This is a genomic window from Bradyrhizobium ferriligni (assembly GCF_056837965.1).
The window spans coordinates 58,245-84,192 of the sequence record NZ_JBXEJO010000006.1 but is presented as its reverse complement, the minus strand read 5'-3'; the positions used below and the strand labels follow the sequence as shown (position 1 = coordinate 84,192).

General features: G+C 57.7%; 20 protein-coding genes. 9 read left to right on the top strand and 11 right to left on the bottom strand.

From position 1 onward, the window contains the following. Positions 1-310: 310 nt before the first annotated feature. Together AC1VNY_RS05025 and AC1VNY_RS05020 are read left to right on the top strand one after the other, a co-directional pair. Positions 311-1,489, top strand: coding sequence for an MFS transporter (locus tag AC1VNY_RS05025; RefSeq protein WP_482404353.1), 1,179 nt, complete (start codon positions 311-313; stop codon positions 1,487-1,489). A gap of 15 nt (positions 1,490-1,504) precedes the next feature. Next, on the top strand, positions 1,505-1,924 hold the full coding sequence (locus tag AC1VNY_RS05020; RefSeq protein ID WP_482404352.1) for a DUF3088 domain-containing protein: 420 nt from the start codon (positions 1,505-1,507) through the stop codon (positions 1,922-1,924). Here the strand turns inward: AC1VNY_RS05020 and AC1VNY_RS05015 are convergent. The 4 genes from AC1VNY_RS05015 to AC1VNY_RS05000 form a co-directional block, all read right to left on the bottom strand. Beyond that, a complete protein-coding gene (locus tag AC1VNY_RS05015) occupies positions 1,879-2,850 on the bottom strand; it encodes a LysR substrate-binding domain-containing protein (protein ID WP_482404351.1) in 972 nt (323 codons plus the stop codon). The two genes, AC1VNY_RS05020 and AC1VNY_RS05015, sit on opposite strands and share 46 nt — an antisense overlap. 622 nt (positions 2,851-3,472) lie before the next feature. After that, positions 3,473-5,512 (bottom strand): prolyl oligopeptidase family serine peptidase, encoded by a 2,040-nt coding sequence (locus tag AC1VNY_RS05010; RefSeq protein WP_482404350.1) that lies wholly within the window; start codon positions 5,510-5,512, stop codon positions 3,473-3,475. Positions 5,513-6,231: 719 nt separating this feature from the next. Then, entirely contained in the window at positions 6,232-8,052 is a 1,821-nt protein-coding gene (locus tag AC1VNY_RS05005; protein WP_482404349.1) for an alpha,alpha-trehalose-phosphate synthase (UDP-forming), read from the bottom strand. 210 nt (positions 8,053-8,262) lie between these two features. Beyond that, positions 8,263-8,421 carry a hypothetical protein gene (locus AC1VNY_RS05000; protein WP_482404348.1) on the bottom strand — a complete coding sequence of 53 codons (159 nt, stop codon included), beginning with the start codon at positions 8,419-8,421 and terminating at the stop codon, positions 8,263-8,265. A 1,771-nt stretch (positions 8,422-10,192) separates the two neighbouring features. Here AC1VNY_RS05000 and AC1VNY_RS04995 point away from each other — a divergent pair. Next, positions 10,193-10,393 (top strand): hypothetical protein, encoded by a 201-nt coding sequence (locus AC1VNY_RS04995; protein ID WP_482404347.1) that lies wholly within the window; start codon positions 10,193-10,195, stop codon positions 10,391-10,393. Positions 10,394-10,532: 139 nt separating this feature from the next. Here AC1VNY_RS04995 and AC1VNY_RS04990 read toward each other — a convergent pair whose 3' ends face one another. From AC1VNY_RS04990 to AC1VNY_RS04975, 4 genes are all read right to left on the bottom strand, one after another. After that, a complete protein-coding gene (locus tag AC1VNY_RS04990) occupies positions 10,533-11,702 on the bottom strand; it encodes a glycoside hydrolase family 18 protein (protein WP_482404346.1) in 1,170 nt (389 codons plus the stop codon). Positions 11,703-11,916: 214 nt separating this feature from the next. After that, positions 11,917-12,450, bottom strand: coding sequence for a DUF2285 domain-containing protein (locus AC1VNY_RS04985; protein ID WP_482404345.1), 534 nt, complete (start codon positions 12,448-12,450; stop codon positions 11,917-11,919). Between the two features lie 58 nt (positions 12,451-12,508). Next, a complete protein-coding gene (locus AC1VNY_RS04980) occupies positions 12,509-12,700 on the bottom strand; it encodes a transcriptional regulator domain-containing protein (protein WP_482404344.1) in 192 nt (63 codons plus the stop codon). Positions 12,701-13,588: 888 nt separating this feature from the next. After that, positions 13,589-14,260, bottom strand: a complete 672-nt coding sequence (locus AC1VNY_RS04975; RefSeq protein WP_482404343.1) for a type VI secretion system ImpA family N-terminal domain-containing protein — start codon at positions 14,258-14,260, stop codon at positions 13,589-13,591. A 657-nt stretch (positions 14,261-14,917) separates the two neighbouring features. On the opposite strand from AC1VNY_RS04975, the gene aepX reads away from it, so the two are divergent. From aepX to AC1VNY_RS04950, 5 genes are all read left to right on the top strand, one after another. After that, entirely contained in the window at positions 14,918-15,787 is an 870-nt protein-coding gene (gene aepX / locus AC1VNY_RS04970) for a phosphoenolpyruvate mutase (protein ID WP_482404412.1), read from the top strand. Positions 15,788-16,241: 454 nt separating this feature from the next. Continuing rightward, the gene (locus AC1VNY_RS04965; RefSeq protein ID WP_482404342.1) at positions 16,242-17,033 is read left to right on the top strand and encodes a phosphocholine cytidylyltransferase family protein; all 792 of its coding nucleotides are present in this window, start codon (positions 16,242-16,244) and stop codon (positions 17,031-17,033) included. 6 nt (positions 17,034-17,039) lie between these two features. After that, positions 17,040-17,648, top strand: a complete 609-nt coding sequence (locus AC1VNY_RS04960) for a CDP-alcohol phosphatidyltransferase family protein (protein WP_482404341.1) — start codon at positions 17,040-17,042, stop codon at positions 17,646-17,648. 211 nt (positions 17,649-17,859) lie between these two features. Then, a complete protein-coding gene (locus tag AC1VNY_RS04955; protein WP_482404340.1) occupies positions 17,860-18,777 on the top strand; it encodes a branched-chain amino acid transaminase in 918 nt (305 codons plus the stop codon). A 387-nt stretch (positions 18,778-19,164) separates the two neighbouring features. Continuing rightward, positions 19,165-19,551, top strand: coding sequence for a hypothetical protein (locus AC1VNY_RS04950; RefSeq protein ID WP_482404339.1), 387 nt, complete (start codon positions 19,165-19,167; stop codon positions 19,549-19,551). Positions 19,552-20,363: 812 nt separating this feature from the next. On the opposite strand, the gene AC1VNY_RS04945 is transcribed toward AC1VNY_RS04950, so the two are convergent. Next, positions 20,364-21,392, bottom strand: a complete 1,029-nt coding sequence (locus AC1VNY_RS04945; protein WP_482404338.1) for an aminotransferase-like domain-containing protein — start codon at positions 21,390-21,392, stop codon at positions 20,364-20,366. Between the two features lie 871 nt (positions 21,393-22,263). On the opposite strand from AC1VNY_RS04945, the gene AC1VNY_RS04940 reads away from it, so the two are divergent. After that, positions 22,264-23,088, top strand: a complete 825-nt coding sequence (locus AC1VNY_RS04940; protein WP_482404337.1) for a class I SAM-dependent methyltransferase — start codon at positions 22,264-22,266, stop codon at positions 23,086-23,088. A 403-nt stretch (positions 23,089-23,491) separates the two neighbouring features. Here AC1VNY_RS04940 and AC1VNY_RS04935 read toward each other — a convergent pair whose 3' ends face one another. Both AC1VNY_RS04935 and AC1VNY_RS04930 read right to left on the bottom strand, forming a co-directional pair. After that, the gene (locus AC1VNY_RS04935) at positions 23,492-24,580 is read right to left on the bottom strand and encodes a hypothetical protein (RefSeq protein ID WP_482404336.1); all 1,089 of its coding nucleotides are present in this window, start codon (positions 24,578-24,580) and stop codon (positions 23,492-23,494) included. An 8-nt stretch (positions 24,581-24,588) separates the two neighbouring features. Then, a complete protein-coding gene (locus AC1VNY_RS04930; protein WP_482404335.1) occupies positions 24,589-25,869 on the bottom strand; it encodes an extracellular solute-binding protein in 1,281 nt (426 codons plus the stop codon). Between the last annotated feature and the right edge of the window lie 79 nt (positions 25,870-25,948).

Genomic DNA, 25,948 nt, shown 5'->3' with positions numbered 1-25,948 from the left:
TGCCGTCGAAGCCGAGCGACGTCCAGCAGGATCGCCAGGTAGTGGTAGCTGCGCCTGGAAGGCTTTGCGCAGCGTCTAGCGGATCCTGTTGTGCGACAAGCGGTACCCACTCGAAAGCTCTGACCACACAAGGGGAACCGCGTTGACCGGTCCCGAAACGCCGCCCGCCAAAGCAGGGAGGCAGATATGATACCTTTTGACCAGTCGTGCGATTGCGAAAGCGTCCGTCATGCCCGTTCTGGGTCATTTATCTTCGCTTCCGCATCAAGCGATATTCACTCGATGACGTGTCCGATGAGCTAGGTCATAGATGACTGGTACGAGCACACGGCAGTTCGTTTATCTGTCACATTTGATCATTCAGATCGGCGGCTGGGCGTTCCGAATCGGCATCCTGATCGGCCTACTTCAATACGGCATGAGCGCCGCGGGTCTCGGCGTCGCCGTCAGTTTTGCGCCTATCATGCTTGGGAGCCTCTTCTTGTCGCCATTGGTCGACAGACGTAATCCCATCTCCGTCATGATGGTCGTCAATGCTATTCGCATCTGCGCGCTGCTCGCCATCTTCGGCACCGACGGTGCCGATTCCTTTCTGAGCTATGCCTCAATCGCCGTCCTGAGTCTGGTCCAGCCCGTCTACTTGTCTGCAGAAGTTTCTTTCTTCCGGCGCTTCACATCGGAGGACGACATGATATCGGTGCTGCGCAACATTGCCAATATCGACTGGCTCACCTATCTGCTTGGAATGTTTGCAGGTGCCATGCTCTCCGACCGATTGCATTTGCCCGGCGTTTTGGCATTCAACATGTCGGCGATCATCCTGTCCTTGGTCGTGCTCCTTGGCATCAAGCAGCAGTTCAAAAGGACACCGGCAGTCCTTGAGGCGCAGCCTTCCGGAACCATTCTGGACCTGGCACCTCTCTATCCCGCATTCTTGGCTGTCTTTCTGCTCAACCTCGGCGCCGGCATCATCAATGTCTATCCAGCAATACGTGCCACAGCTGACGGGGTTCTCGATAAAAGCGTTCTATTGACGATCGTCATGACCAATGGCGTTTTAGCCCTGCTGGGGGCGCTCGCCGTCAAGCCGATTTTCAACCTGCTCGGCGCCTTGCCAACCATCGCCGGGGCCGCAGTGCTGCTTGCGGCATGCCTTGCGATCATGTCGCTCGACGCTGGCCTGCCCGTAGTCATCGCCTCAAGTAGCGCGATGCTCGGCCTTGGCCAAATATTTGCGGCTGCCGCTCACACCTACATGGTCTCGTCAGTGGCTCCGGATCGGGCCGGTCGCCTTTCGGGATTATTTCAATGTTGTACCTATAGCGGTGTCGCGGGAAACGGCATCGCTTTGTCGCTTTTGAGTGATCGGCTCCCCTTCGGCATGATCGTGTTGCTATGCGCGGCGAGTGCATTTGTTGCTTTCGCCGTCGCGAGCCTTGCCGTAATCAGATCAAGACATTCTCAAGCTTCATGTCCTGTCGCTCGCTAGATCAGGTTGCACACGATGCCATGGGATCAGCTGTTCCTTTTAGAACGCCCCTTTGCAGATCCAACCTTGCCGGGACGAGAATTCTATTGCTGGCAATGCTTGCTGTTGGACGGGATATTGTCCGCATTTCCAAGCCGCGCTGCGAGGCTCGACGTTCGTCGGATTGCCTGGGCCAAGCCACGAACCGCACTCATCGAGAGGCTTGGCCAGGATCATCAGTCCGCGCCCGTTCTCATCTTCGAGAAGAGTGGCCCAGCACCTGAGAATGCGAAGTACACGAACGGGCTCGCCTATGTCGACGATTCATTTGCAATCCTTGATTTCTTGGCTCTGCGCCACGGGTTTCCGGCCCGTTATCCGGGAAGAGTGACGCCTTGCCCATCAGGTCGTCAACGCTTTGACGCCAGCATTGGCCTAACGGGAAGCTCTAATTGAGAGCGGCCCCGCTCGATCTCTCGAGTTGCGACCTGGAAAGACGACAGCGGATCCTGACTGAGTATTTCTGACAGGACCCATCGTTCAAACTCTTTGACAGCCGCCATATTTCGCGCGTGCCCATTGACAAACATGTAGATTGAGCGATTGACCGGCACAAAGCCAAACGGAGCCACAAGTTCTCCCTTCTCAAGGTTGCTTCGGACCAGAATTTGCGAGGATATTGCGGCTCCAAGCCCGCTTTTGGCGGCCTCGACAGCCAAGGAAAATGTATCGAACACGACGTGGCGCGATCCCTGCAAGCATATTGCAGCTGCGCTGGCCCATTCGTTCCAGCCGTCCACCCTGGCGGCCTCGTGAAGGAGAGGAATGGATAGAATGTCTGCCGGGCTTTTGATCGTCTCAAGTGTAGCAGGCGCACAAACTGGACCAATCATCTCGTTCGATACGTGCACCTCACGGATGGGAAGCGGCCGCTTCAACAGGCCGGAAATGAACAACACATCCAGCGCACCAACAGCCAGCGCGTCCAGATCGGCCGCGGTCTCAAAGACAAAATCAATATCCTGGTACTGTTGGCGGAACCGACCGATATGGGGCAACAGGCCGTGCGACAAGAATGTGGTTGAGCACCCCACCACCACTGAACGTCCTCCATCGCTCCTTCGTAGCTCATAGCATCCTTTCTCGAGCATTGTGAACGCGCTCGCACAGCTGCGCTTGAGCTGTTCGCCGTCGGATGTCAGCCGCACGCCCGAGCTATGGCGAACGAATAGCCGCCTGCCGAACCAATCCTCCAGAAGCCGCATCTGGTAGCTTACCGCGCCGGTCGTCATGTTTAACCGCTCGGCTGCCCTTGAGAAGCTTGGAAACTCGCTGACTGTCTCAAACAGATGAAGGCTTTTCAGAATAGGTAGCTTGCGCATCTGACTTACTTCATGCCGTCGCAAACTGCGATGAGTCATTGTTATTGGGCTAAGATGCGCCCGATTTTTTCCCAGCACCAACGATCGCTATTGCTGACTGGCCGGACGCTCTTGGCCACTGAGACCTCTTCGGCCTGGCCTATCAACGCGAGTTCACCGACCAAACTCGCGGCCGCAGCTTCGATCGACTCACGATCGAGGCACATGGACGCTTCGGATCTGATCTTATGGCCCCTGATGCACGATAGCATGAGAAATCCCGCTCGGTGCAGCGTTCATTGCTGTGCAATCTCCTCCAGAGGGGAGCAAACGTAATTTGAGATCTGGAATAGCAAGTCATGGGTCAACTAGGTTCCGCAACATTTTGCCCGTCGACGGAAATACCGCCGGGCCAGCTGCTGCAAGACGAACTGCTGGTTGACGGGCTTGCGTTCGAGCGCCTCCCGCGCTCTTCGAATTCCGTCAATCACTGTCAAATCCCGTACAGCATCCTGCCCGTCGATCGCATGGTTCGCTGTTATCGCCTCGCGTCCGCCTCGATCAATTCAGCCAGGGAACACGGTGACGTAAAGATATGCAATGGCCTGGATTTACCTGCTTCGATTGGTCGCTTGCGCCGAATTTACTCAGAACAAAGCCGCTTCGACGCATAGGTATATTCAAGCGCTAGTCGACGCGCATGTTCGACCAGATTGGCCGCGGCGCTGTGTCCTCCGTCGATGTTCTCGTAGTAGAAGTAAGGCTGGCCGAGCGTCGCTAGTCTCGCAGCAGCCTTGCGGCCGTGCGCCGGATGCACCCGGTCGTCCTTGGTGGAGGTGAGAATAAAAGGAGCGGGATAGGTCTTGCCCGATACCAGCTTCTGATAGGGCGAGTAGGCTTCGATCCATGCGCGCTGCTCGGCGATGGCAGGATCACCGTACTCGGCAATCCAGGAGGCGCCCGCGCCGAGGCTCGTGTATCGTAGCATGTCAAACAGCGGCACCTGGATGATCGCCGCGTTGAACAGCTCGGGCCGTTGCGTGATTGCGGCGCCGACGAGTAGGCCGCCCTGGCTGCCGCCGATTACGCCCAGCCGGCGCGGACTTGTGATCTTGCGGCGGATCAGGTCCTCGGCAACGGCAATGAAATCATCCCATGTCGTCTGCTTCGTTGCCCCCTGGGCTGCCTGATGCCATTGAGGACCAAACTCGCCGCCGCCGCGCAGATTCGCAACGACATAGGCGTTGCCCTGCTCGAGCCAGAGCCGCCCCACGGGTCCGAGATAGGAAGGCAGAAGCGAAGCCTGGAACCCGCCATAGCCATAAAGAAGCGTCGGGATGGCGCCGTCAAACCTCGCGGCCTTCGGCCGCACCAGAAAATAGGGAATTGACGTGCCATCACGCGAAGTCGCTTCGAACTGGTCTACGACATGATTGGACGCATCAAAGGCAGTAGGTGCCGTCTTCAATTCCTCAAGTTTTTGGGTTTCGGCATCAAAATACCAGATTGACGTTGGCCTGAGATAGTTCGAGACGGCGAACATCGCCTGGTCCGCTTGGTCGGACGTGGCTGACAGGCTGACATTTGTATGTTGCGGCAGCTGGATCGGCGTGGCCGACCAGGCTCCCTGATGGTACTTGTAAACGAACGCTTTGCTCTGAACGTTTTCAAGGATCGTCAGGATCAACAAATTCTTTGTGCGACTGACCCCGCTCAGGGCCTGGCGGGGCCTAGGCTGGAAGACAAGCGAGGCTTTGGCCCGCAGGGGATCCTGTTTCCATTCGGCCAGATCATACGAAATCAGCGAGCCGGTCCCAAATCTGACGTGACCGGGCTCCCATTCTTCGTCAAGTTCCACAAGCAGGCGGCCGCTCGCGAGCCCGACTATTGCGGCCTTCTTCGGCAGATTGAGCTTGATGGGCCCATCGGGGCGGAAGACCACATAATCACGCTCGACAGAGCTGATGAAACGGATGGCGCCGGTCGCATGGACTTGACCTTCGCTGTCTCGAAGTACCAGGGGCACCGTCTGAACGTCGGTAGGTTCGCCGCGAAAGATCTCGCGAGCCCCACTCAGCGGCTGAGCGCGTTTGAGCTGCTTCACCACGAAGGGATAGCCGGCCTGCGTCAAAGACCCCTCGCCCCAGTCCCGTGCAACAAGGAGTGTGTCACCATCGACCCAGCTGACGGTCTGCTTGCCTTCTGGAAGATGAAATCCGTCCGCAACGAAGGATTTGGCCTCGGTGTCGAACTCGCGTATGGACGCGGCATCCTTGCCGCCGTCGGAAAGATGAATCAGGCAGAGGCGCTCTTCGGGCGGAAGACAGCCGGCACCTTGAAAGACCCAGTTCCTGTTCTCGGCGACGGCCAACGCGTCCACGTCGAGGATGGTCTGCCACTGTGGATCCTGGCTGCAATAGCTCTCCAGAGTGGTGCGCCGCCAGATGCCACGGACATGATTCTCGTCTTGCCAAAAGTTTTCCAGGCCACGCCGTCCCAACGAAACGTATGGGATCCGATCCTTGGCCTGCAGGATAGAGAGCGCCTGATCGTAGAAGCGCCGATACCGGGGATCTGACTGCAGCACCCCAAGTGTCTTCTCGTTCTCGGCGCGAGCCCAGGCCAATGCGCCTTGTCCTTCGATGTCCTCGAGCCAGAGCGATGGATCATTTGCCGCCGTCATAGTCATTCGCTCCTATGAAAGCGCCGTGGACGTGGCGCGGGCAATCGAAGGCAGCGCGGCGGAGAGGCGTGACGTCTTCATTGACTTTCTCCCGATGAAGCCGGCGAGCCACGCTCGCACGCCTGACGCGTCAAGCAGACGCACGGCGAAAAGCACGCAACGCATGACACAGTGCAGCGATATCTTGCGGATCCATTCACTGCAAACCGCGTGCCGGCTAAAGAGGCGACAGTTTCAGCAGCTCGGGGCTGCACGACCATGTCCGGTTGCCGACATTGGTTGCCAAGCAGACGCGGGTTTCGTGTCGGCGGGATCGCCCTCGGGCTGGTCGGAAGCGAGCGCAAGCCTCGCTGCAAGCCGTTCCGCAATGGTGGGTGTTGCGCCCCTGGACAAGCGCCCATTTTCGGCGCGAAAGGACAACGGGGAGCATCGCTGCCAACTGGTGCTGCGGCCACGCGCATCAGCGTCGTTTGTGGGTAGCGACAATAAGTTGGCCGTATCGCTCCAGTTCTGGTCATGGACCCCTCGCATGATGTGCTTGACGGAGCTCATTAACATACCCGTCATCATCCGGGCCCGCTCGGTCCGCAAGAACCGCGTCAGCTCCCCGGATGTGGACTGTTCCATAGTGGTCCTGCTACAGAAGCGTATAGTCCGCGGTGCTATACTTCCCGCCCGATCGCTCCTCGCCGGCTCCGGACTCTTGTTCGGGACGACGACTAGGCGAAACTGTCCGGTGCCGGCAGGACCCAGAGTCTGTCCTGTGTATGCATCAGTGGAGCCGCTAGCGCCTCAAAACTTGACTTAACATCTGCATAGGCAGCCTCTTTCAAGGCGGCATCCGCGGGGTCGATCTTGTTGTAGGCGGTCAGGGCCTCGGCATGATCCCGGTACAGCGGCATTTGAGCCTCGTTGGTCCAGCCAAGACCGAGATGGTGGAACTGACTAGCGGGAACAGTGACTCGGCTTTTGTCCAGCTCTCGAACATAATCCGCCGACCAATCGTGGATGGTATAGGATTCGATCTTGTCCATCATCGAGCGCCAGCGGGTGATACGCTCCTCAAGCGGCATGTGGGTCGCCTTCGAAATAGCGGCTGCGATCTCTTCAGGGTGGTTCGGATCCACCAGAAGCGCTTCGTTCTCGTTGAAATCTTCCGCCGCGCCCGCAAACTTGGATAGGACCAGCACGCCGGGATCCTTCGGGTCTTGTGCGGCAACATACTCTTTCGCAACCAGATTCATGCCGTCGCGCAACGGGGTCACGACGCCAACATGGGCTGCGCGGTAAAGCCGCGCGAGCGCAGCCTGACTGAACGGCTCATTCCTGAAGTGGATCGGCCTCCACTCGCTTGTGCCATGCTCGGCATTGACCTGGTCGATAGCGCTCACCACGTCGGCTCTGTAGTTTTGATACTCCAGGACGTCGTCACGTGAGGGCGGCGCGATCTGCAACAGCGAGATGCTGTGCGGCTCAGTCCCTAGAAGCTGATTTAGCCCTTCGACCCGCTTGTCGATACCCTTCGTATAATCGAGCCGGTCCACGCCGATCGCAAACTTGGATCCCTCGAAGTTTTGCAATAATGACGAGACTTTCTCTTGCTCTGCGGGAGAGAGGTCTGCAGCGAGATATTCTGCGAACTGCCTCGGATCGATCCCGATCGGAAACTTTTGAAGTCGCGTCTGGCCTCGCGCCGTAATCACGACACCATCCCTGCTCTCCAGCCCGAAATGGGTTCGCAGGCAGGCCGCGAAATTGTTCAGGTCCCGATTCGTCTGAAAGCCCAGCAGATCGTATTCAAGCATCGATTTCATCAGCTCGCGATGGTTGGCTACGCGCCTTATCATGTCGGGCGCCGGCCACGGCGTGTGCAGGAAAAAGCCGGTTGGCCGCTCGATGCCGAGCTTGTGCAACTCGGCCCCGAGCGGAAATAAATGATAATCATGCACCCAGAATGCATCCCGATCCCGCAGCGTGAATGCCGCACGCGCGATGAAATCGTTCGTCTGCCAATAGCTGTCGTAGCCCTCTTCGGTGCGCGACATCCGGTCGGACAGGGAGTGCAATACCGGCCACAACGTTGAATTCGAATAATCTCGATAGTAGCCGGGAAAATGCGCAGCCGGCAGATCGAGCTTGGCGATCTGACCTGCACCAATGTTCTCGAGTGGCAGAGGCCGTTCAGTCCCGTCACCGCGCTCTTTCGATGAGAATATCCAGGCGGCGCCGGAGCGTTCCACGACCGGCTCGAGGGCAGCAGCAAGCCCGCCGGCCTGGGGTTTATCGGGCTCGAACTCGGCGCCGCGGTTCGAAATAATGACAAGCTTCATGTCGGGTTGCTGGTTGACCAAATCCGCCACCTCGTCCGAGGCAATAGAATGGGCGGAACCTGCATCGACTGGTTCATCCAGCTCCGGCGGTATCTCGTCCGGCTGCTGGTCAAAGGCGTGGAGGTTTATGGTTTCATCTTGCTGCGCAGCGCCTGATGTACTGCCGTAAGCCAACGTAACTGTGTCAAGCGCATCATGAATTCGAACCATCTCAAAACTCCGTTTGACGATGTTTGCGTTTGATTCAGTCGCAGATCAGCTCCGAGCGATATCCCCATGATGCCAGGGTGGCAGAGCTAGCTTTCGGGAAGCTGACCAACGTCGAGTCAAGTGGCTGTCGTTCAACACCATGCGTGCACTCGTCAAGGCGATGAAGGCCAACCGTTCAAATCCGAGGTGCAGACGCCTCATCCGCCGCGATCACGCCGTAGTCCTCGATAGGAGAACCGGCGGCGCATCTTCCCAACTATCGTTGCGAAACTTGCGATCGCGCGTCGCCGAATAGACACTGGCGCCATTTTCACGCAGATCCTGCAGGGTTTCATCGAGCTCCTTGGCGTGCCCGAGGCGGCTGGACATCGGCACATTGTCTACGTCAATCAGGTCCGACTCACTGACACGGCCAGAAGCAGACCGGCTTGTCGTCGATCACAATGCGGCCGAACGCCTTCGAGATGCGATTGCCCCTGATGGCGCGCATCGCGGCATCGTCAAGCTTCCGCTACAATATTGGCGCTCGACTGGGCGGGCACGGCATTATCACCAACACAGAAGCTAGCGAGCAACGCCTTGGGACCCTCACGTTAGGGCCTTCGTCGATTGTGAACGACAGGGCAAGCGCCACGGTTTTCTAGGAGCGTGAGCTCGGAACAATCAAGCATATCGCCAACGATATTCCCGACGCCGCTACGAAATGGGCGCCGCGAAAGAAAACGAAGATCGACTGGTATTTGATTAGCGCCAAGATGCAGGAGTTCGCGCTCGACGACTATCTCAGCGAGAATCGAATATCCTCTAAGGTGTCAGAAGGCTGCGAGCTTCAAAAGAACGACCAAATCCTGACTTTTCATCCCGTCCATCCAGCTGTCCTCTGTCCTGGGACTGAGGACAGTACACCATGATTGGCCGCCTCGCGTCAATGAAAGGTTGTTTGGGTTACATAATCTACCCTGAGTAATCCGCGGTGATCACAGCGTGAGTATCCAGCCTTGGCCTTTTTCGACTAAATGAGGAGGCGATAGTCGAGCAACGGGTCACTCAGGGTCTGGATCGGCACGCGGTGTGCTCCTCAATCGGCATCGAAGGGTTGGCCGCGCCGCCCCCGCGACCTCTGTTGCACGATCTCGCCAACCGCCTCAGGTGCTTCCGGTGCACCAAGGCCGGAAGGTGCGAAGGTGCCCCGCCGTGACACCTGCGACCGTCGAGCGAACAGCATATCCCCTTGGCGCAACGCGCAACCTTTAGAGCAACGCTGACTTTAAAGCGACTTGGTAGAGTGGCACCATTATATACTTCTGCGGAATGGCTCTGCTAACTGGTCGAACCTAGCTACTCACGCTTCGCCCGCAGAAGTGATGTGCATGAGCCTTGAAGCCAGGGCTAGGGCCGGAGTTTGAATTAAGCAATGATCAGCAAGGCGGTCAAACAGCCAGGCGATCGCTCGACTGCCACGTGCAGCATCGGCAGTTATGATACCTAGAACGATTGCGAGGTCGTAGAGAAATGACCAGCAATGAACCCGAGGTGAACATTTTGGGGGCGGATACTCCTCTTCGGGCTATCCGATCAATAAGGCCCATGCGGATCGCCTTGGCGCGCGTGGCTACTTCCGTGTCGCGTTTCGCCGCGTTGATCGCGTGACGCCGGTCCGGGTCGTTCGTTTCGATGTCCGGATCGTTGATGAGCCGCTGAAGCCGAGCCCGGCGCCATGACTGCACCTTGCGCAGTCGAACAAGCAGCGGCTTCAAATCCGGGCGCCGCAAGGCCCGCTCACTCCGTACGGGCATGGCCCTTCCCTCTGCGGTTGCGAGCCTAGCCGATTTCGCCCGAAATGTCCTCAGCCGTTTCTTAATCGTTCCCGCCGACACTCGCGTTCTGGTCGTTTGGGCGAGCTTCGTTCGCCCAAGAGCCGCCGCGGCTATCTCAGCCAGCAGCGGCGGCTCAAGCATACGCCGCCTATGTTGCACGGCAAGCGCCACTAAGCTGTTGATTTGTGGTACTTCGTAAGCTCTAGCACTCGTTTTGTTCGCGGTGATTTCGCCCAATTCGTTGCTATTTCGCGGCGTCCTCAAGGTGAGGTAATACGTCGGCAACTCGATCTATGTTTCTGACCAAATATCAGGAGATGAATATGTCCGACCGCACCCCAAGCGCCGGCGCCTCACATACTGAGTTCATGCATGACGAGCTTGCCAAGTTCGAGCGTCGCGAGCGGGAGTTTCGAAGGAAGGACCGCGACGAACGAGCCAAAAGATTGCAGTTGCCGGTGGAAAAGTACGACGCAGAAGATTGGCGCATTCGGAAGCCATCGAGCCCGCTTCATCGAACGTGAGGCCGCGCCTACCGGCAGGCGATCGGATCTTCGGCAATGCCGTTCTCAACCGGGAGTGGCTCTGGTTCCATAGCACCGACCTAGTCGCAGCTGGTTCGAGGCACGCTGATGACGAGCAAGCGGCGCGCTGACCAAACACCTATTCGGATTTTTGCGAAGGAAGGGTGCCGGTGCGGAGTGCCGCGAGCAGTGAATTGTCGTCAGCAAACAGGTCCCAGATCATGATCCCGGCAAGCGCACGGGCGCGCGCGTACATCGCCTTGCGTGCGATGGAGAGCGGATCGTCGTAGCTGATCCATATCCGCCGTTCAGCGTCATAGAGCCACGGCACCTGGGCCTCGTCGCTCCAATACTGGCGAAAGCCCTGCTGAACCGGCCTCCGGGCCAGGAGATCTCGATAGTCGATGCCGTCGCCGCCTCCCCACTCTGCGCTCGCTGTCGTCCCCTTTTGGAAGAGCCCATTGTTCTCCGGCGAAACGCCCGCAACAGTTCGGCCATAGAAGGCCACCCCGAGCGCCACCTTGGCAGGCGGTACGCCGGCTCGGATCAAGGCATTCACACTTGCATCGACATTGAGATCTGGATCTGGATCGCCAGCGCAGGCGAACAGCGGAGCATTGAAGCCGGCAACGGCCGAACCCGCGTGATAGTCATAGGCCATCAGATTGATCCGGTCGACCAGCCGGGCCAGAGCGGCCGCCTCCAGATTAACGATCTTGTCGGGGACGGCTGACACGGCAATGGTGAGCTCCAGCTCCCGGCGCTCCAATGCCGAGAAGTCGGAGAGTCTTCGGCGGAGCTCCGCAATCAGAAGCGTGAAATTGCTCCGGTCTTCAGGACGCCCGAGATTCCCTGGACGCCCTCCCGAGACGGGAAACTCCCAATCGACATCCACTCCATCGAACAGACCCGGATACGGCCGAAAGAACACGTCAATGACGGATTGCGCGAACCGCGCGCGCGAGATAGGCGTGGCAGCGGCTGCCGAGAAGTATTTCGATCCGGTCCAACCGCCCAACGAAATCAGGATCCGAAGCTGCGGATTGATCCGCTTCAGTTCGGCGAGTTGGGCGAAATTGCCACCGAGCGGACTGGGGGGCGCGGCTCCGTCGCAAACTCCTGCATCGACGCAACGATTCGCAAGTTCGGCCAGTCCTTCTGCCGAGACGACACCGAACGCGTACATCAAGTGGGTCAGCTCGCGACCCGGGATCGTCCGGATGCTTGGGCCGCCTGCTCGGGCCTTCCACGGGGCGATGTAGCCGGCGATCACGGGGGGCCATGCCGGCGCGGTTCGCCCCTGCTGCATCAGTGCGTATCCGCACATAAGGGTAGAAAACCCGCCTGCGGCGAATGTTCGACGATTAACCGCCACTGCTCACGACCTTTGGCTCTCCGCCGGGCTGCCGCTTCGTCCCAGCCGACGACATCTTGATCGCCTCCACGATATCGCCGCCTCACAACCGCATCTATGAGCCGCACGCGAACCGACCCCAGCGGACAGCTAGCGATCAGCGAAGACCTCAGGAGGTGTCATCCCTATCTTTGTCCTTTTGACGGAGCAAGTCACGATGGCGGCCCCGCATGAAACTCAGCCCCATCTGGACCAGGCGAATGGTCCGACTGCGTAGATCGTGCGTTTTCCACGCTCGGTCGGGAACGCGAAGCGCGCCAAACAGGCCTTGCGCGATTTGGCGGTAGGTGTTTCCTTCCAACCACCCATCCAGTGCACGCAGGGCAAGGATGTGCCGGTGCCGTGTCGCGATCGATTGCGCGAGAGGGGGAGGTCCAATCGAGCGTTGTTCGAGCGCTCGCCAAAATCGATGTGCCGCCTGCAAACGGATGTCGAAGTTGCGGTCGAGTGGCAGATCGACCGCTGCTAATGAGCCGCTCGATGGAAGTTCTCTTAGCCAAAGGCGATGCTTCGCTCCTCCAAGCGGCACAATAGCATGCCACCCATCTGGTGCCTCACGAAAGTCGCTGCCTGCCAGATTGGCCAGATCAAGCTCATACGGTCTGGACGTTGTCGAGCCGATCGCCGCGCTGATGGCTAGCACGGTCGAAAGCGCCTCTGGAGCCCAGAAAATGGCTTGTTTGTCGAACGTCGTTTGTGGATCAGCCGGGAAACGTCAGTCCCCACTTCCTTCGGAAGTGATCCGTCGCGCCAGATCTCTTGTTGCTGAGGAGCGCCCTAAAGTCCTTGTGATATTCGCCGTCGCGGCGAAGCCATTCCCAGGCTATGTCGACCGTTTCTGCGTTCTTGACCTCGTGGTACGCGCTCTCTGATTTCCAATCCGCACCTGGCATCGTACTATTTCCCCGCATGTTCCGAATGCACGTCAAGGAAACTGTAGCCTTGTGACGATTTCTGGTTGTGCCAACCCAACTATTCCATGTTTGATGCGCTCACGCGATGGAACAACCAACTTTTGCGATTAATAGAAGTCACGTGTGCCTCAGATAGCGTCACTCTCAACTTTGTAACCTCGGCGCAGGGGATCCCCGCCGCGCCTCGACGCTCAGTGGCCTGGATGAGCCTGACAAGGTCGCCGAATACAATGAAGTGAGACCCCACAGGGCGGCACCAATTGTCTCTGGTCCATACGCTTCGATCGACCGTCCAGGCCGTCGAGCCGAGAGACTCGCAGCCGACAGGCGCAGAACTTTGGTCCGCGGCAGTTCAAACTTCCGGTCTCGTTGCAGCCCGCACAGCCCAGCGTCTTAGGCGAGCCAAGAGAGTCTTGTGCGCAAGCGCTGCCGCCCTGCCCGGCGGCGCCGGCTATCCTGCATCATGGGTCTTGTATGATCCTGGGGCAGTCGCGTTTGGCCTCGAACAGGAAGTCCAGACAAGCCTACGCGAAAGGTATCGCCGCAGCCCCAGCGAAGATGGGTGCTATTGTCCTGACAAACGAAGACGGACCGCCCTGACAGAGGATCCGGCTTGGACCGGCAGCAGGTGACGCAGCAGCAATTCCCGCATGAAGCGAGCAACTCGCCGACATCTCCCGAAGACATGCCTAGCCACGGCGTTCAGCTATATGCCGAAGCGCTCAGGGAACTTCACCCTGTTCCTTCAAGACGGGCGAGTGTGTCTCTGAAAGAATGGGTTGCCACAGCATGTTGGTCCAACGGTCCATAAAGGCAGCGCGTTCGCCATCGGCGTGAGGCGACATTCGATGTGCTGTTTGAGCAACATCAGCTGGACGATATGTGTTCCGCCAATGCGCTTCCCATCCATTCGGCGGCTCGGACCGCTTGAGCCGCACGCTCGGTTGCGGCGGCTAGATCGCGGGTGGCTTGTTCGTGATACGATTGCAGCGCCCGGAGCAAACCCTCCGAAGTGAGCCGTCCGCTTTCCAGTTTCCAGCCGAGTTGGCGAGCCAGATCATCAAGCGCATCATAGGCGGCGACTACCGCCAGAGAGTCGGCCGTGGTCGGCGCAATCCCGGCCACGGCCGGCCTAAGGCGACAAACGAGCCAATCGAGTGCTCCGCCCCGGGCACCTTTCTGTTTCAACGGCGGAAATAGCCTCTCCCAATGCGCCTCCACCATGGAGCGCAAGACGCCGAGGCCAACGGCAAGACCCTCGTACCCCTCGACCCGAAACAAACCATAGGTAGCCCAACAGGCGACCAGAATGTCTTTTGACTGGTTAGCCAAGATGTTGAGGGACAGCGTGCTGACGTTGCTCCAATCGACCGCGGCTGGTCCGTCGGCATCCATCCGCCGAACCTCGGCATCGATCCATTTGAATTCGGCTGACTCACGAATATTGACGCCGGCAGGGAATGGACCCGGCACGGGCGCAGCGCCGCGGCGCGTGCGCGCAGCGATGTTGTCGCGAACCATGACCCAATAATCGATCATGCCGACAATACCGCACGCACACTGCGAGACGTTACGTCACTGCGACGGCCAACTTCGTCCTCGTCCCAGACAATCCACTTAGAGCTAATGCTCTTGTAAGCCACCACTGCCACTCCTTGCACAGGCGCTCCTACCTACAAGCTTCAATCAAGGTCCGTGCCAATTGCACGGCTTGATTTGTAAACGCTATTTGCTCGAGCGGACGTGTCATGAAAGCGACAGCATGTTGCATACCTGACATCAGCGCCCGCGGGTCGGCTCCATCACCCCTCACCGCCAAGAGATATCGTACATCCCCATCTTTCGCATCGTTCAACGATCGAGGATGACGAAATGCTGTTGAACTGAACCGGTGCGCAAGCGCGCGGTCTCAGAACCGCAGGAGTGCGGCAAGATGCGAGCGGCTTCCGCCAGAAACGATTAATCATTCGCTGATGGTTTCGCCTCAGCCGAAGTTCCTGCGCATCTACAGCGGGCCCCACAGTTTGTGGGTCTAGTGTCAACTACCAACCCCCGCAATTGATCTAGATGACGGACACATGTCACCTCCCAGATCGTATCGGCCGGCCAAACGCACGAGGAACCAGCATGCAAGACCAATCACCGTCTGTCCTCGCCAATGGCTCGGTTCAATGTGGTGGTTCGTCAATTGCCGGAATGCTGCGTACTCAGGTCTGCTGCAGCGGCAAACTCTCGTTCCTCATGGAAGCGCATGACGGCCTCTCCGCCGCGATCGCTAAGCGCGCAGGTTTCACCGGCCTCTGGGCATCCGGCCTGTCGATAGCTTCCTCTCTGGGATACCGGGACGCCAGCGAAGGATCGTGGAGTCAACTTGTCGACGTCGTCGAGCGAATTGTAGATTCGAGCCAGCTGCCAGTTCTGGTCGACGGGGACGGCGGGTTCGGCAACTTCAACAACGCTCGCCTGCTGGCGCGCAAACTCCGACAGCGTGGCGCTGCCGGAGTCGCTCTGGAGGACAGCTGCTTTCCGAAGCTGAACTCGTTCGTTGGTGATCTACACCCCCTCGCTGACATCGATGAGTTCTCCGGCCGCCTGCGCGCCGTCAAGGATACGGTCGCGCAAGACTTCGTCCTTGTGGCCCGGATAGAAGCACTGATCGGCGGCCACGGAATGGACGAAGCAATTTCGCGCGCTCACGCTTACGCCGACGCTGGGGCCGATGCGATCCTCATTCACTCGCGAAGGACCGCCGCCGACGAGATCCTCGCGTTTGCGCGCGCCTGGCAGAACAGGCTGCCGGTGGTGATTGTGCCTACGAAATACTATCGAACGCCAGTTTCCACTTATCGCAAAGCCCGCATTTCCACGGTGATCTGGGCCAACCATTCCATGAGGGCGGCAATAGCCGCCATGCAGCAGGCCTGCGGTCGCATCTTCGCTGAGGAGAACACTTCGAGCATTGAGCCCGATATTGCGACGCTCGATGAGCTCTTCGAACTGTTTGAGTACAACGAACTGGCCAATGCAGAAGCGCGATATCTGCATTCTGACGACACCCGGCAATAGCCTCATTCGCGCCCGAAGGACTGCCGCCATGCAACCATCTGCTCCGCTACGACATTTCACTTCGCCTTCCGGCGAGGTACCTGCTCACAGTTCTGGCATTGGAGATAGCATCAAATGGCACGAAAATTCCTACCTGGCCGACCCATGCCGCGCTGCAGTGCCCTGCCCGGATCTCCTCGCCCTTCGCAACAACCTGCTGAAATCTACGAGCGCACTGAGCCGGCCGACACGGACGATATTTCGTCGTCGCTAAATAGGGCGTCTCCTTTGCAAGCACTCCCTAGACCTCGCGCCGCACCCGCAACTGCCAGCAGCATCCTGGATCGAGGACGAGCTCTCACGGCGTGAGCCAACGCCGATCGTTGTTTTTGGCTCGAACGGCGCCGGCATAGCGTGTCGGTTTCTAGACGGTTTGGAGCGGAGACGAGATATCCGCGACGACAAAGCGACTGAAATGGCTATCAATGCACCCAAGAATGCCGTCATCCTCGCCGCTGGTGTGGGCTCTCGCCTTCGACCGCTGACTGATCTACGGCCGAAGCCCCTGGTTGAGGTCAACGGCACGCCGATCCTCCACAATGCCTTACGAAACTTGGAAGCTGTCGGCGTGGAAGAGGTGACACTCGTGGTCGGTTACCGCAAGGACGCTATCCAATACGCGTGCGGTCGCCGCTTCGGTACGCTTGGGATCAACTATGTGGAATCGCCGGCTTTTGACCGTACCGGCAGCGCCTATTCGCTCTGGCTTGCGCGTGACGCACTGCTTTCCGGAGATTGCTTCCTGCTCGAGGGCGACGTCTTCTTCGAGGAGGATGTGCTGCGTTATCTGCTGCTCAGCCAAGCGACCGAGGTGGCCGCAATCGCTCCCTTCGACGAATTGATGGAAGGTTCGGCAGTCTTGTTGTCGGATAACGGCTTCATCTCGGAGTTCCGAATGAAGCAAACCGGGGCGAACCTCGTCGCGAATGGGCCACGGCTTTTCAAAACGATGAACCTTTTACGGCTCTCTGCGCCGGCTCTCAAGGCAACGATCGTTCCAGCGCTGGACGAGGTCGTTAGATCCGGAGTGACCCAGGCCTACACGGAGGAGCTTCTCTCTTATCTTGTTGAACTGCGTGGCCTGCGGTTGGCAACGGCGCGATGCGATAACCTGAAATGGTACGAAATCGACACTCCTGAAGATTTGCACATCGCCGAGCGCATTTTCAGAGGAGCGCAGCGTCAGGGCATAACCCGCAGAAGGTGAACTGCAATGCTCAGATATCTCTGGGATCCAGCAAACGCCATAACAACTGGCGGCCTTCTATTTTCGTCTGCCAGCTTATTTCTTGCTCTTTCCGATCGTCTTGAGCTGTCGATAGCCGCGGCACTTTGGGCTGTCCTGTGCGATCACCTCGACGGGATCGTGGCAGCTCGCACAAAGCATCGCCATCCAGATGTCGCAAAAATGGGAAAGAGCCTCGACGGGTTTGCTGACATTATCTACGGAGCCGTTTTGCCCGCCGTAATAGTAATTCAACTCAGCCGAGCCTCCTTTCTTGCCCTGCTGACCGCAACCGGCCTACTCGCAGCAGGGGCAATAAGGCTCAGCTACTTTGCGAACTTCGGCAAATCAGCTGATGGGCGCTTCTTGGGGGTGCCGCTATCGTATGATGTTCCGATAATGGCTGCCGCTTTTGTTGTCCGACCGCTTTTTCCGAGCGAATTATTCGTAACTCTCACGCTCAGCATTTTTCTCGTCCTTGCGGGACTGCACGTCTCATCTGTCCGGGTGCCATCGCCGAATCCTGCCATGTACACCGCCATCACCATCTTCGTCATCGTTGCTTCGACCGTCCTCGCATTGAGGCCCCTCGACTAGACCCATCCGAGCACAAAACATAGACCACGCAAGTTTTGTAGAACCAAGAGGAGTCATCGTGTGCGCATCCGCCGCATGCTCACGGCGTCGGGAGGGTAACATGAAGAAGCCGCGAATCGCCTTCGTCGTACGATCGGCGATGGCGGGGTAGCCGCGGCCTTGCCCAGCGGGTGAACCAAGTCTCGACAGTTCTCATTCGGCAAAGGCAAAGATGGATTCGACGGCACAATTTGCATATCTCAATGGCCACATCATTCCCTGGCATGATGCCAAGGTGCATGTGTTCGCACCGGTAGCGAAATATGGGATAGGTGTTTTCGAAGGAATACGTGGCTATTGGAATGAAGAGGCACGGCAAATGTACCTCTTTCGTCTCACAGATCACCTCGATCGGTTTGCGTTCTCCCAAAAGGCGATGCGGTTCGATCCCGGACCGTCGCGAGAAGAGTTGACAGAGGCACTCATTCACCTATGCCGAGCGAATAAGTTTTGTGCGAACGTGCACATCCGGATGATGGCCTTCATTGACGGGGCTGGCGAAATAGGCGCAACCGGCCCCGTAGGAATTGCGATCACGGCGCTGCCACGGCCGTCCGCGCAGCAATGCATCAGAGGCGCTTCAGCTCAGATTAGCTCCTGGATGCGCATGGCAGATAATGTCATGCCGGCGCGCATCAAATGCAACGCGAATTATCATAATGCTCGACTGGCCATGATGCAGGCACAGCAGGACGGTTACGACGTCGCTTTCCTTCTTAATTCAAGAGGAAAGCTGGCGGAGGCCCCCACGACGTGCGTGTTCATCGTTCGCGATGGTCAACTCATCACGCCGAGCGGAACCAACGACATATTGGAATCGATTACACGTCAGACCGTTATCGAATTAGCACGCAGATATCTTGGGCTACAGACGGTTGAGCGTGATGTCGACCGAACCGAATTGATTCTCGCCGAGGAAGTATTCCATTGCGGGACTGGAGCCGAAATCACTCCGGTGACATCTGTAGATCGTATACCTGTTGGCAGCGGTCAACTTGGAGTCATAACGCAACAATTGATAGAGATCTACCGGGCGATCGTCAGCGGCAAGGATGGCGCGTATGCGTCGTGGCGGACTCCTGTCTTTTGACGGCAAGTATTCGGACGATCCAGAGAGATCATCGCGGGGGTCATGAACAGTGGCCGATGTTCAGGGCATGAGGGTATTTGTGCAGGCCTTCCGGGTTCGGACACGATCCCGTAGAGGTCTTGAGCCTGGAAGTGGCGTTCCGGGCACCATGCTAAACTTCCACGGCGTCAGCCAGTTCAGGCAAAGATTTGTGCGCCCGTAGATGAGGTTGAAGTAGGCCGCTTGTAATGCTCTTACCTTCGGTCCACCATCAGGCCGTTGCGGCCGATGAAAGGCGTTGAGGTGGGGGCCTCGGCCAAATTGCCCTGCTCGTTTGGCAGCAGGGCCCGCTGGTATCCGTCTGCAATAGCCTGCATATGAGCCAGTCGCGAGTTCTGGGAGTTGGCGTTGGCCTGTGACGCCGCCGCTCAGCGAAAACGTGCTGGAAAATATCACCCGCGATACCATTCTCAGGCTCGCCTCGAAAGCATCGGCCTGCTGGTGGAGAAACGAGTTGTGAACCGCTCCGAGCTTTATGCGGCCGACGAGGTTTTCCTGGTTGGGACGGGAGCGGAGGTGACGCCAATCCTCGGCATCGATCGACTTCCACTGGGCGATGGCAAGGCTGGTGACGCGGGACGGCATGGCGCGATCCGGAATCTGCACCCAAGAGCTCACCTGGGCCTGGACACCATCGATTACAGTCTTGGGCACGCGCCGGGCCAGCGCCGTGATAGCAGTGCCGATCGGCTCCCTCACCGTCATGTCTTCCTAGGCCGTCCAGGTAACTCATGATCAGATGTGGATGCTCTCCCGTTACCCGCAGGCCTTGAGCCGGTCTGCGGTCTGCCCCGTCAGTTCCTCAGTCGTGTCGAAGCGTACAGCTTTGTGAACATAGGCCAAGCCGCAGGTGGTCCTCCATCCGGAACAGAAGGAGGCAACCCTGCTGCTCGCTCCAGTAGGCCCGCCCCTCAAAGACTCCGCGGCCGTATTTCGTCGCCGAGCCGAAGACATGCGTTGTGGCTTCTTGCCAGGGAACAATCTATCCTTCAGCGATGCGTAAGGCGCAGGCAGGCTCGTGTTCTCTCCTTAAGGAACGTTGATCGATCAGCCGAGGAAGTCGGCCTCGATCCGCTTTACTGGTTTACTTGCCGCGGGGCAGAAAATCCTCGACGAGACGATCACGTGCGATGCCCTGGTATGCATGGCCCCGTCAGCTCATCTCCGAGGGCCCTTCCGAGCGGGCTCGCGTTCGTTCTGGGCCATAGCCGTTTTCCTAAACGTTGTGCCTTCCCGAGCGCCGAAAACGGCCAGCATATCTATCTGGTCGTGAGTACCTATCATTGCTCTGTCCATCGTACTTGCTGGTCTCCGGCCCGAACTCTTGCAACCACGCGATCTTCGCCAACGAGACCGCGTGCGAGGCCGGATCTTTCGGGAAATGGGGGTCGAACCGTTCATTCAATGTGCCGGTGTGCCACCGCAGCTCGCATCGCCGCAAACAATTCCTGCGCTACCCTCTCTATGTGGCAACGCTCACAATCTCGCGGTACGGATTGCGCTGTTCATAGGCGCTGAAGCCGGGTCCGCGATTTCCGAAGAGCGAGTTACTCCTGCACAAGGGGCCTGAGCGCAGTCAAGGCTTCTCCAAGGCTGGCCCGGGTTTCGGGGCTGCCTATCACGATACGTATGGCCTTGGGGGAATTCTCTTCATCGAGCGCGAACATGCTTCCGGACCGGAGCACTACCCCGACCTCGGCTGCCGCTGCCACGAAGCTCCGCTGTGTCCATCTGCGCGGAAGAGTCAGCCACATATGTAGTGATTCCGGTTTGGCCGAATAGGTCGCATGCTTGAACAGCCCCGTTACCATTTCCTGTCGCGCTACCGCCTCACCGCGTACGGCGAGCAGCACTTTCTCGGCGGTGCCATCGGCAATCCAGCTTTGAGCGACCAACGCAGACAGGGGGGTAACGTGCCAAGTAGAGGTCGTCTGAAAACGGTCAAACGCGCTTGTGGCCGCCTCAGTGGACGGCGTCAAGAGATAGGCAATCTTCAAACCGGGCCCAATGCACTTGGCCAGGCCTGCGGCGTACCAAGTGACGTCCGGCGCTAACGCACTGATCGCAGGCGGAGCTTCCGGTGGGAGGAGGCCATAAACATCGTCTTCAATAATCACGACGCCATATCGCCTCGCGACATCCACGAGTGCGAGCCGTCGTTCATGCGACATCGTGATAGTGGTCGGGTTATGAAGGGTCGGCGTAAGAAATAACGCTTTTGGATTGAGCTTTCTGCACGCATCCTCGAATGCCTCCGGCACTGCTCCGTCGTCATCCATCGCGATGCCCTTGACGGAAATGTTCAAGAAGCTGGCGATCCGCCGCAGCCCATAATAGCTTAAGTTTTCCGTTAGCAACACATTGCCGCTTCCAACCACGTTTACCAATGTGATTAGGAGGCCACTCTGAGTTCCGTTCGTAACGATGATTCGGTCAATCGACGGCGCAACCCCGAAGCGCCTAGCAAGCCAAGCCGCACCAGCTTGGCGATCAGATTCCGTGCCGCGAAAGCGATGATACCTCAAAAGTGTGGCGACATCGTTTCGTTCAGATATCTCAAGCAGCGTTCTCGACAACTCCGCTCCCATCCAGTCTGGTGTCGGCGGAGTGGTTCTTATAAGGCTGATTGGTTCCCTCTTCATTTTACCGATTCCAATTGCGGTAAGCAGTGCAGTGAGACAACGCTATGCTTGCCAGAAGTACCAACGTTCTCGCCTCTTTGATTACCCTTAAAGGCGAATTGAATAGATCAACCTGAAACCGCGAGGCCGTGTTCGGTGAAGAAGCCACCAAGCGACCCCGAAGGCCCGAATTCTCCTCCTCTCGCTCAAGAGCCGCGCGCCGCTAAATGCGAGAGACATCACATCTTGGCGCACGCCGCCCGCTCTCAACGACGAGCCAACCGCAGCAACACAGTGTTGATGCGCCGAGATATTGACTTGACAGGGTCGCCGGCCGAACGTGAGCGTTCCTTTGGACTTCTCTGACACACTTGGTCGGAACCTGGAGTCAGTCACATAGATGAAGCAATTCGCATTCCAATCAACTACCAACGCGGGCAGTTGATCTAGACGAGACGTACGTGAATCATTGAGACGACGAGAGGCCGTGGCTCTGCACGGGACAAATTCATCTCTCTTGCTAGTTGCGGACGAGCCTTCCACCGGCCACTCTCATGTCGCGTGATGCGCATCTAACAGAACATGGGACGCTCTTCATGTGTAGCCGGGGAAGAGCAAACAACCTCTCCGCAGCGCGCTAGCCTAACGGCCCTCCGGTTTTCGACGAACGACGGATTTGCTGCCGAAGGCGTCCCCGGAGGCAGCCGGATCGGCCTCGCATAGCCCGGCCGTTCTGAACGCCTTCCAGGGCACCATCGCCGGAGCTGCGGCGGGTCCATCCAAGCGGGGTGCTTCTTGTTCCGCAACAAGCGATCGGAGATGAAAGATGCGCAATCAACCGGCGGACACCCACTCTTCCTACACTGGGCTTGCCGATGCCTATGATAGCTATCGGCCACATTATCCGGATGAACTAGTCAGCTTCGTTACGGAGCGCTTGAGACTGGAAGCACTTCGCACTTACTCTGTGCTCGATATCGGAAGTGGCACAGGAATCTTTACAAGACAGCTGGCGAGACAGTTGCCCCATTATGCTACCATCATTGCCCTCGAACCCAACGCCGATATGCGTCGGAAAGCCATCTCCGGATCCGCGGACATCGAGAATATCAAGCACACGCCGGGCAGCGCGGAACGGCTTCCAGTCGAGGCCGGGACGATTTCACTGGTGACAGCAGCGAGCGCCGCGACGTGGTTTGATCGACCCAAATTCTATGCGGAGGCAAACCGGGTCCTGGCCCCATCAGGGCTTATCGCGGTGCTCATGATCCGAAGGGATCTGGATAGAAGCGAGATGCTTCGAGAGTACGAGCGTTACCACGAGAAGTACATTCCTGGTTTTGTGATCGGTGGCTTTGAAGGCAGCAACGGACATTATGCACCCGCCAATTTTGTGCGCGAGCTGAACTCATCAGCGCTGTTTCGCAAGGTTCGCCATTTCGCACTTTATTGGACCGACTTGTTAACATGGGAGCAGTTCGAGGGCCTGAGTTTATCCCGTAGCGACACCAAGAAGATTATTGAGATAAATGGCCAGGACGATACGATGAGATGGCACCGCCTGCTCTTTGAGCGATATGCTGCAATGGATGGAACGGTTGAGTTTCCGTGGTCAGCGGAGGTAACGATCGCATTACCCGTGGTTCAATGATGTGTCAGGCCGCCACTGCTTCTCCCTCTTGTGTAGAGCAGCTAGCCCAGCAGCCGCGGAATAGCCGCGCTATACCGGCGCCGCCTACCGCAGTCCTGTTGCCAAATGACCCGCGAAAGCGCTGCAAATGCCTCTTGAAGTATTAACAAATCTAGCAAAATAGGCGGCGCGCCGCGCAAACATCACCGCGTCAAACGGCGCCACCAACGAAGTTCTTAGCCGCCCTTATCGCAGTTCGCGTCAGCCATCATGGCAGTACGCTGAACGCAACCTGCACTCGTCGCTCGCGAGCGACTTGGATCGATAACGGCAATGACGTGTCCAACCTGCAAGATTGGTTTCTCGTTCGATACGCTTCGCAGGAAATCGAGCAGGCCGCTTCGAGCTGCTGCCCACACTGGTCTCAGCACGAGCACGATTTCAGTTCAGATTCGACAGCAAGTATTTCGGTATGAAGCGCAAGAATTGCCTGCGCGGCGGCCCGGGCTCCCTTCTTACCGACGAAGAAGAAATGTCCTCCAATTGCCTCTCGCGACAACCGTTGCGGCAACGACAGAATGAGCGACCGAACTTTATCCAAAGTGTTGGGATCGAATGAAGCGGCGCGCGCCGCGATCACGTTGGCATTGAAAAAAGACCAGTTGGCCTGATCGGTTAGCACGTGATGCCTATCACTCGATGCAGTCGGAATGATGGATGCGCATAGCGGGGCACCGTCAAACTCCACGGCCAGCACATCCCTCGCCGCATCTGACAGGGAATGTTGTATCCGCCCATTGCGCCAGCGGTACGCCTCACCGTGCAGATTGAGCGGTGAATTGCCAACGAAATCATTTAAGTACACCTCTGACGGAATGATTGATCTTCCCTCCAGGCAGTCCTGCTCCGCCAGAGAAGCTAGCCAGGATCGATTGATGGGCGTGACGGGGTCCTCCTTGGATAGAGCGACGAAGGATCGGAAGCCATCTCTCGAAAGCGGCGTTTCCTCGAGATTGACGGGCGACAGACCTGGAATCGGCGGCGTTGCCGCCAAGCTTACGAATGCCTCTATCAAAATGCCTCGCGCGGCGGCCGTTGCAGCCAGACGTGAAATGAACCTGCCCGCCATGCTCCAAGCGACGACAAGGACACGCGGCTTCAGCTCCCATGTTTGCAGCTTTGCCTCTACCAGGTCGATCAAGACTTCCGACCAGGTTGTGACATCCAGTTCGGAATCAGGAGACCTGAACAGGGGGTGTTCGATCGGAGGGGTCGGCACAACCAAATTGTATCCCATCAGATTTAGCCAGTAGGCGAGAAAATCCTTGGGTTCACCATCAGGATAACCATACGAAATCCGGCCCAAATGACCGCCGCCGGTTAAAAAGAGCACCAAGGGGTGCTCTTTTCTCCCAGAACGGCTCCATTCGATATACGGAATGGCGCGGGCTTTCCCATATTGCTCGTCAGGATAAAGGCCCGCACTATCCAGCCTTTCAATTTGCTTGCTCAACTTGAACATCATTTGACGTTGAGAAGCTTTCGAGCTTGCGACGCCATGACTTCGAGCCCCGCTTCGGGCGACTTCTGAAGCGTGAGAACGGAGCGCATAGCGTCCACGATGATCTTGGTCACTTTTGGCGCGTTCTCTCCTGGAAACGCGTACCAGCCCTGAACAATGGGTAGCTGATCAAGACTGGCCCTATAGTTCGAATTCCTTGCAAAATGGTCGGAAAGTTCTTTTGAATCACGGGTGGCGAAGTCGTTCGCCGGGAGCCATCCGGATTTCAGCGCTACAATTTTTTGTCCGACTGGACCGCTCGCAAACTTCATGAACTCCCACGCGAGCTTCTGTTGCTCGGGCTTGGCCGCGAACATCATTGCGATCGATCCGGCCGCGGGAAGCGTCCCGTTCGGCGTCATCAGCGGAAACCTGCCGACGGCAAGCTTGAATTTTCCCCTGCTGTCTTCTTCGAAGCGTAGCTGATTTGAGTTGGAGTCGAAAATCATGCCGACCTTGCCGGCGGCAAACAGAGAGCGAGCCTGGTCTTTCGACATGTCAACTGAAGCTTGTCCCGATTCGCCTATCCGTTTGATGATCTGCAGCGCCTTCAGACCTTCTGGGCCATCGAAAGTAATCTTGCTTTCATCAGAGTTCATCATCGCCGCACTTTGACTAAAGAGCAGGGCGTCCCAGAAAAAATCCTCACTATCGTACTGAAAAATGATTCCTACGCTCCCCTCGCCCAGCCTTGTGATCCTGGAACCAACTCTAATGATTTCGTCCCAAGTCTCGGGGGGGTGAGCAGGATCGCCGCCAGCCTTGGCGAGGAGGTCGAGATTGTAGAAGACGACAGGCTCGGCGACGCCGAAGCCTAGCGCATAGGTATCACCCTTGGATTCTCCGATTTTTGCAACGGCCGGAGAAAGCGCTTTTCTGCTGTCACTCGTGTCGGCATTCAGGAAACGGTTGAGCGGAATGGCAAGATTTCGATCCGTGTAGATCCGCAGACGATTGGCGCCCTGAAACGACACATCCGGCAATGAACCTGTGAGGGAGGCCCGCAGAGTCGCCTGAACGAGATCGTCGTAACCTCTGGTCGAATTATCCAGTTCGACTTTGACGCCGGCATGTTCTTTCTCGAAGGTTCTCGCGAGTTCAACCCACATGGCGTTAAGGTCAGAGGAGGCAGCGGTTACCCTTAAGGTTCTTGCGACCTCTGCGTTCGCCGGATCCATTGTTGCTCCAATGAGTGCTGTAGCGACGGAGGCGACCACAATCGTCTTGATTGAGGACCACATTTGGCTTTCTCCATTTTTGCTAATGTTGTGTATTCTTCGCCGCACCGAGTCCTAGACGCGCAACGCTTTGAGGCGGTGT

What these genes read in the sequence shown, in the direction of transcription:
- AC1VNY_RS05025 (WP_482404353.1), top strand. Translation starts at nt 311, where the DNA reads ATGACTGGTACGAGCACACGGCAGTTCGTTTATCTGTCACATTTGATC.
- AC1VNY_RS05020 (WP_482404352.1), top strand. Translation starts at nt 1,505, where the DNA reads ATGCCATGGGATCAGCTGTTCCTTTTAGAACGCCCCTTTGCAGATCCA.
- AC1VNY_RS05015 (WP_482404351.1), bottom strand. Translation starts at nt 2,850, where the DNA reads ATGCGCAAGCTACCTATTCTGAAAAGCCTTCATCTGTTTGAGACAGTC.
- AC1VNY_RS05010 (WP_482404350.1), bottom strand. Translation starts at nt 5,512, where the DNA reads ATGACGGCGGCAAATGATCCATCGCTCTGGCTCGAGGACATCGAAGGA.
- AC1VNY_RS05005 (WP_482404349.1), bottom strand. Translation starts at nt 8,052, where the DNA reads ATGGTTCGAATTCATGATGCGCTTGACACAGTTACGTTGGCTTACGGC.
- AC1VNY_RS05000 (WP_482404348.1), bottom strand. Translation starts at nt 8,421, where the DNA reads ATGTCCAGCCGCCTCGGGCACGCCAAGGAGCTCGATGAAACCCTGCAG.
- AC1VNY_RS04995 (WP_482404347.1), top strand. Translation starts at nt 10,193, where the DNA reads ATGTCCGACCGCACCCCAAGCGCCGGCGCCTCACATACTGAGTTCATG.
- AC1VNY_RS04990 (WP_482404346.1), bottom strand. Translation starts at nt 11,702, where the DNA reads ATGCAGCAGGGGCGAACCGCGCCGGCATGGCCCCCCGTGATCGCCGGC.
- AC1VNY_RS04980 (WP_482404344.1), bottom strand. Translation starts at nt 12,700, where the DNA reads ATGCCAGGTGCGGATTGGAAATCAGAGAGCGCGTACCACGAGGTCAAG.
- AC1VNY_RS04975 (WP_482404343.1), bottom strand. Translation starts at nt 14,260, where the DNA reads ATGATCGATTATTGGGTCATGGTTCGCGACAACATCGCTGCGCGCACG.
- aepX (WP_482404412.1), top strand. Translation starts at nt 14,918, where the DNA reads ATGCTGCGTACTCAGGTCTGCTGCAGCGGCAAACTCTCGTTCCTCATG.
- AC1VNY_RS04965 (WP_482404342.1), top strand. Translation starts at nt 16,242, where the DNA reads ATGGCTATCAATGCACCCAAGAATGCCGTCATCCTCGCCGCTGGTGTG.
- AC1VNY_RS04960 (WP_482404341.1), top strand. Translation starts at nt 17,040, where the DNA reads ATGCTCAGATATCTCTGGGATCCAGCAAACGCCATAACAACTGGCGGC.
- AC1VNY_RS04955 (WP_482404340.1), top strand. Translation starts at nt 17,860, where the DNA reads ATGGATTCGACGGCACAATTTGCATATCTCAATGGCCACATCATTCCC.
- AC1VNY_RS04940 (WP_482404337.1), top strand. Translation starts at nt 22,264, where the DNA reads ATGCGCAATCAACCGGCGGACACCCACTCTTCCTACACTGGGCTTGCC.
- AC1VNY_RS04930 (WP_482404335.1), bottom strand. Translation starts at nt 25,869, where the DNA reads ATGTGGTCCTCAATCAAGACGATTGTGGTCGCCTCCGTCGCTACAGCA.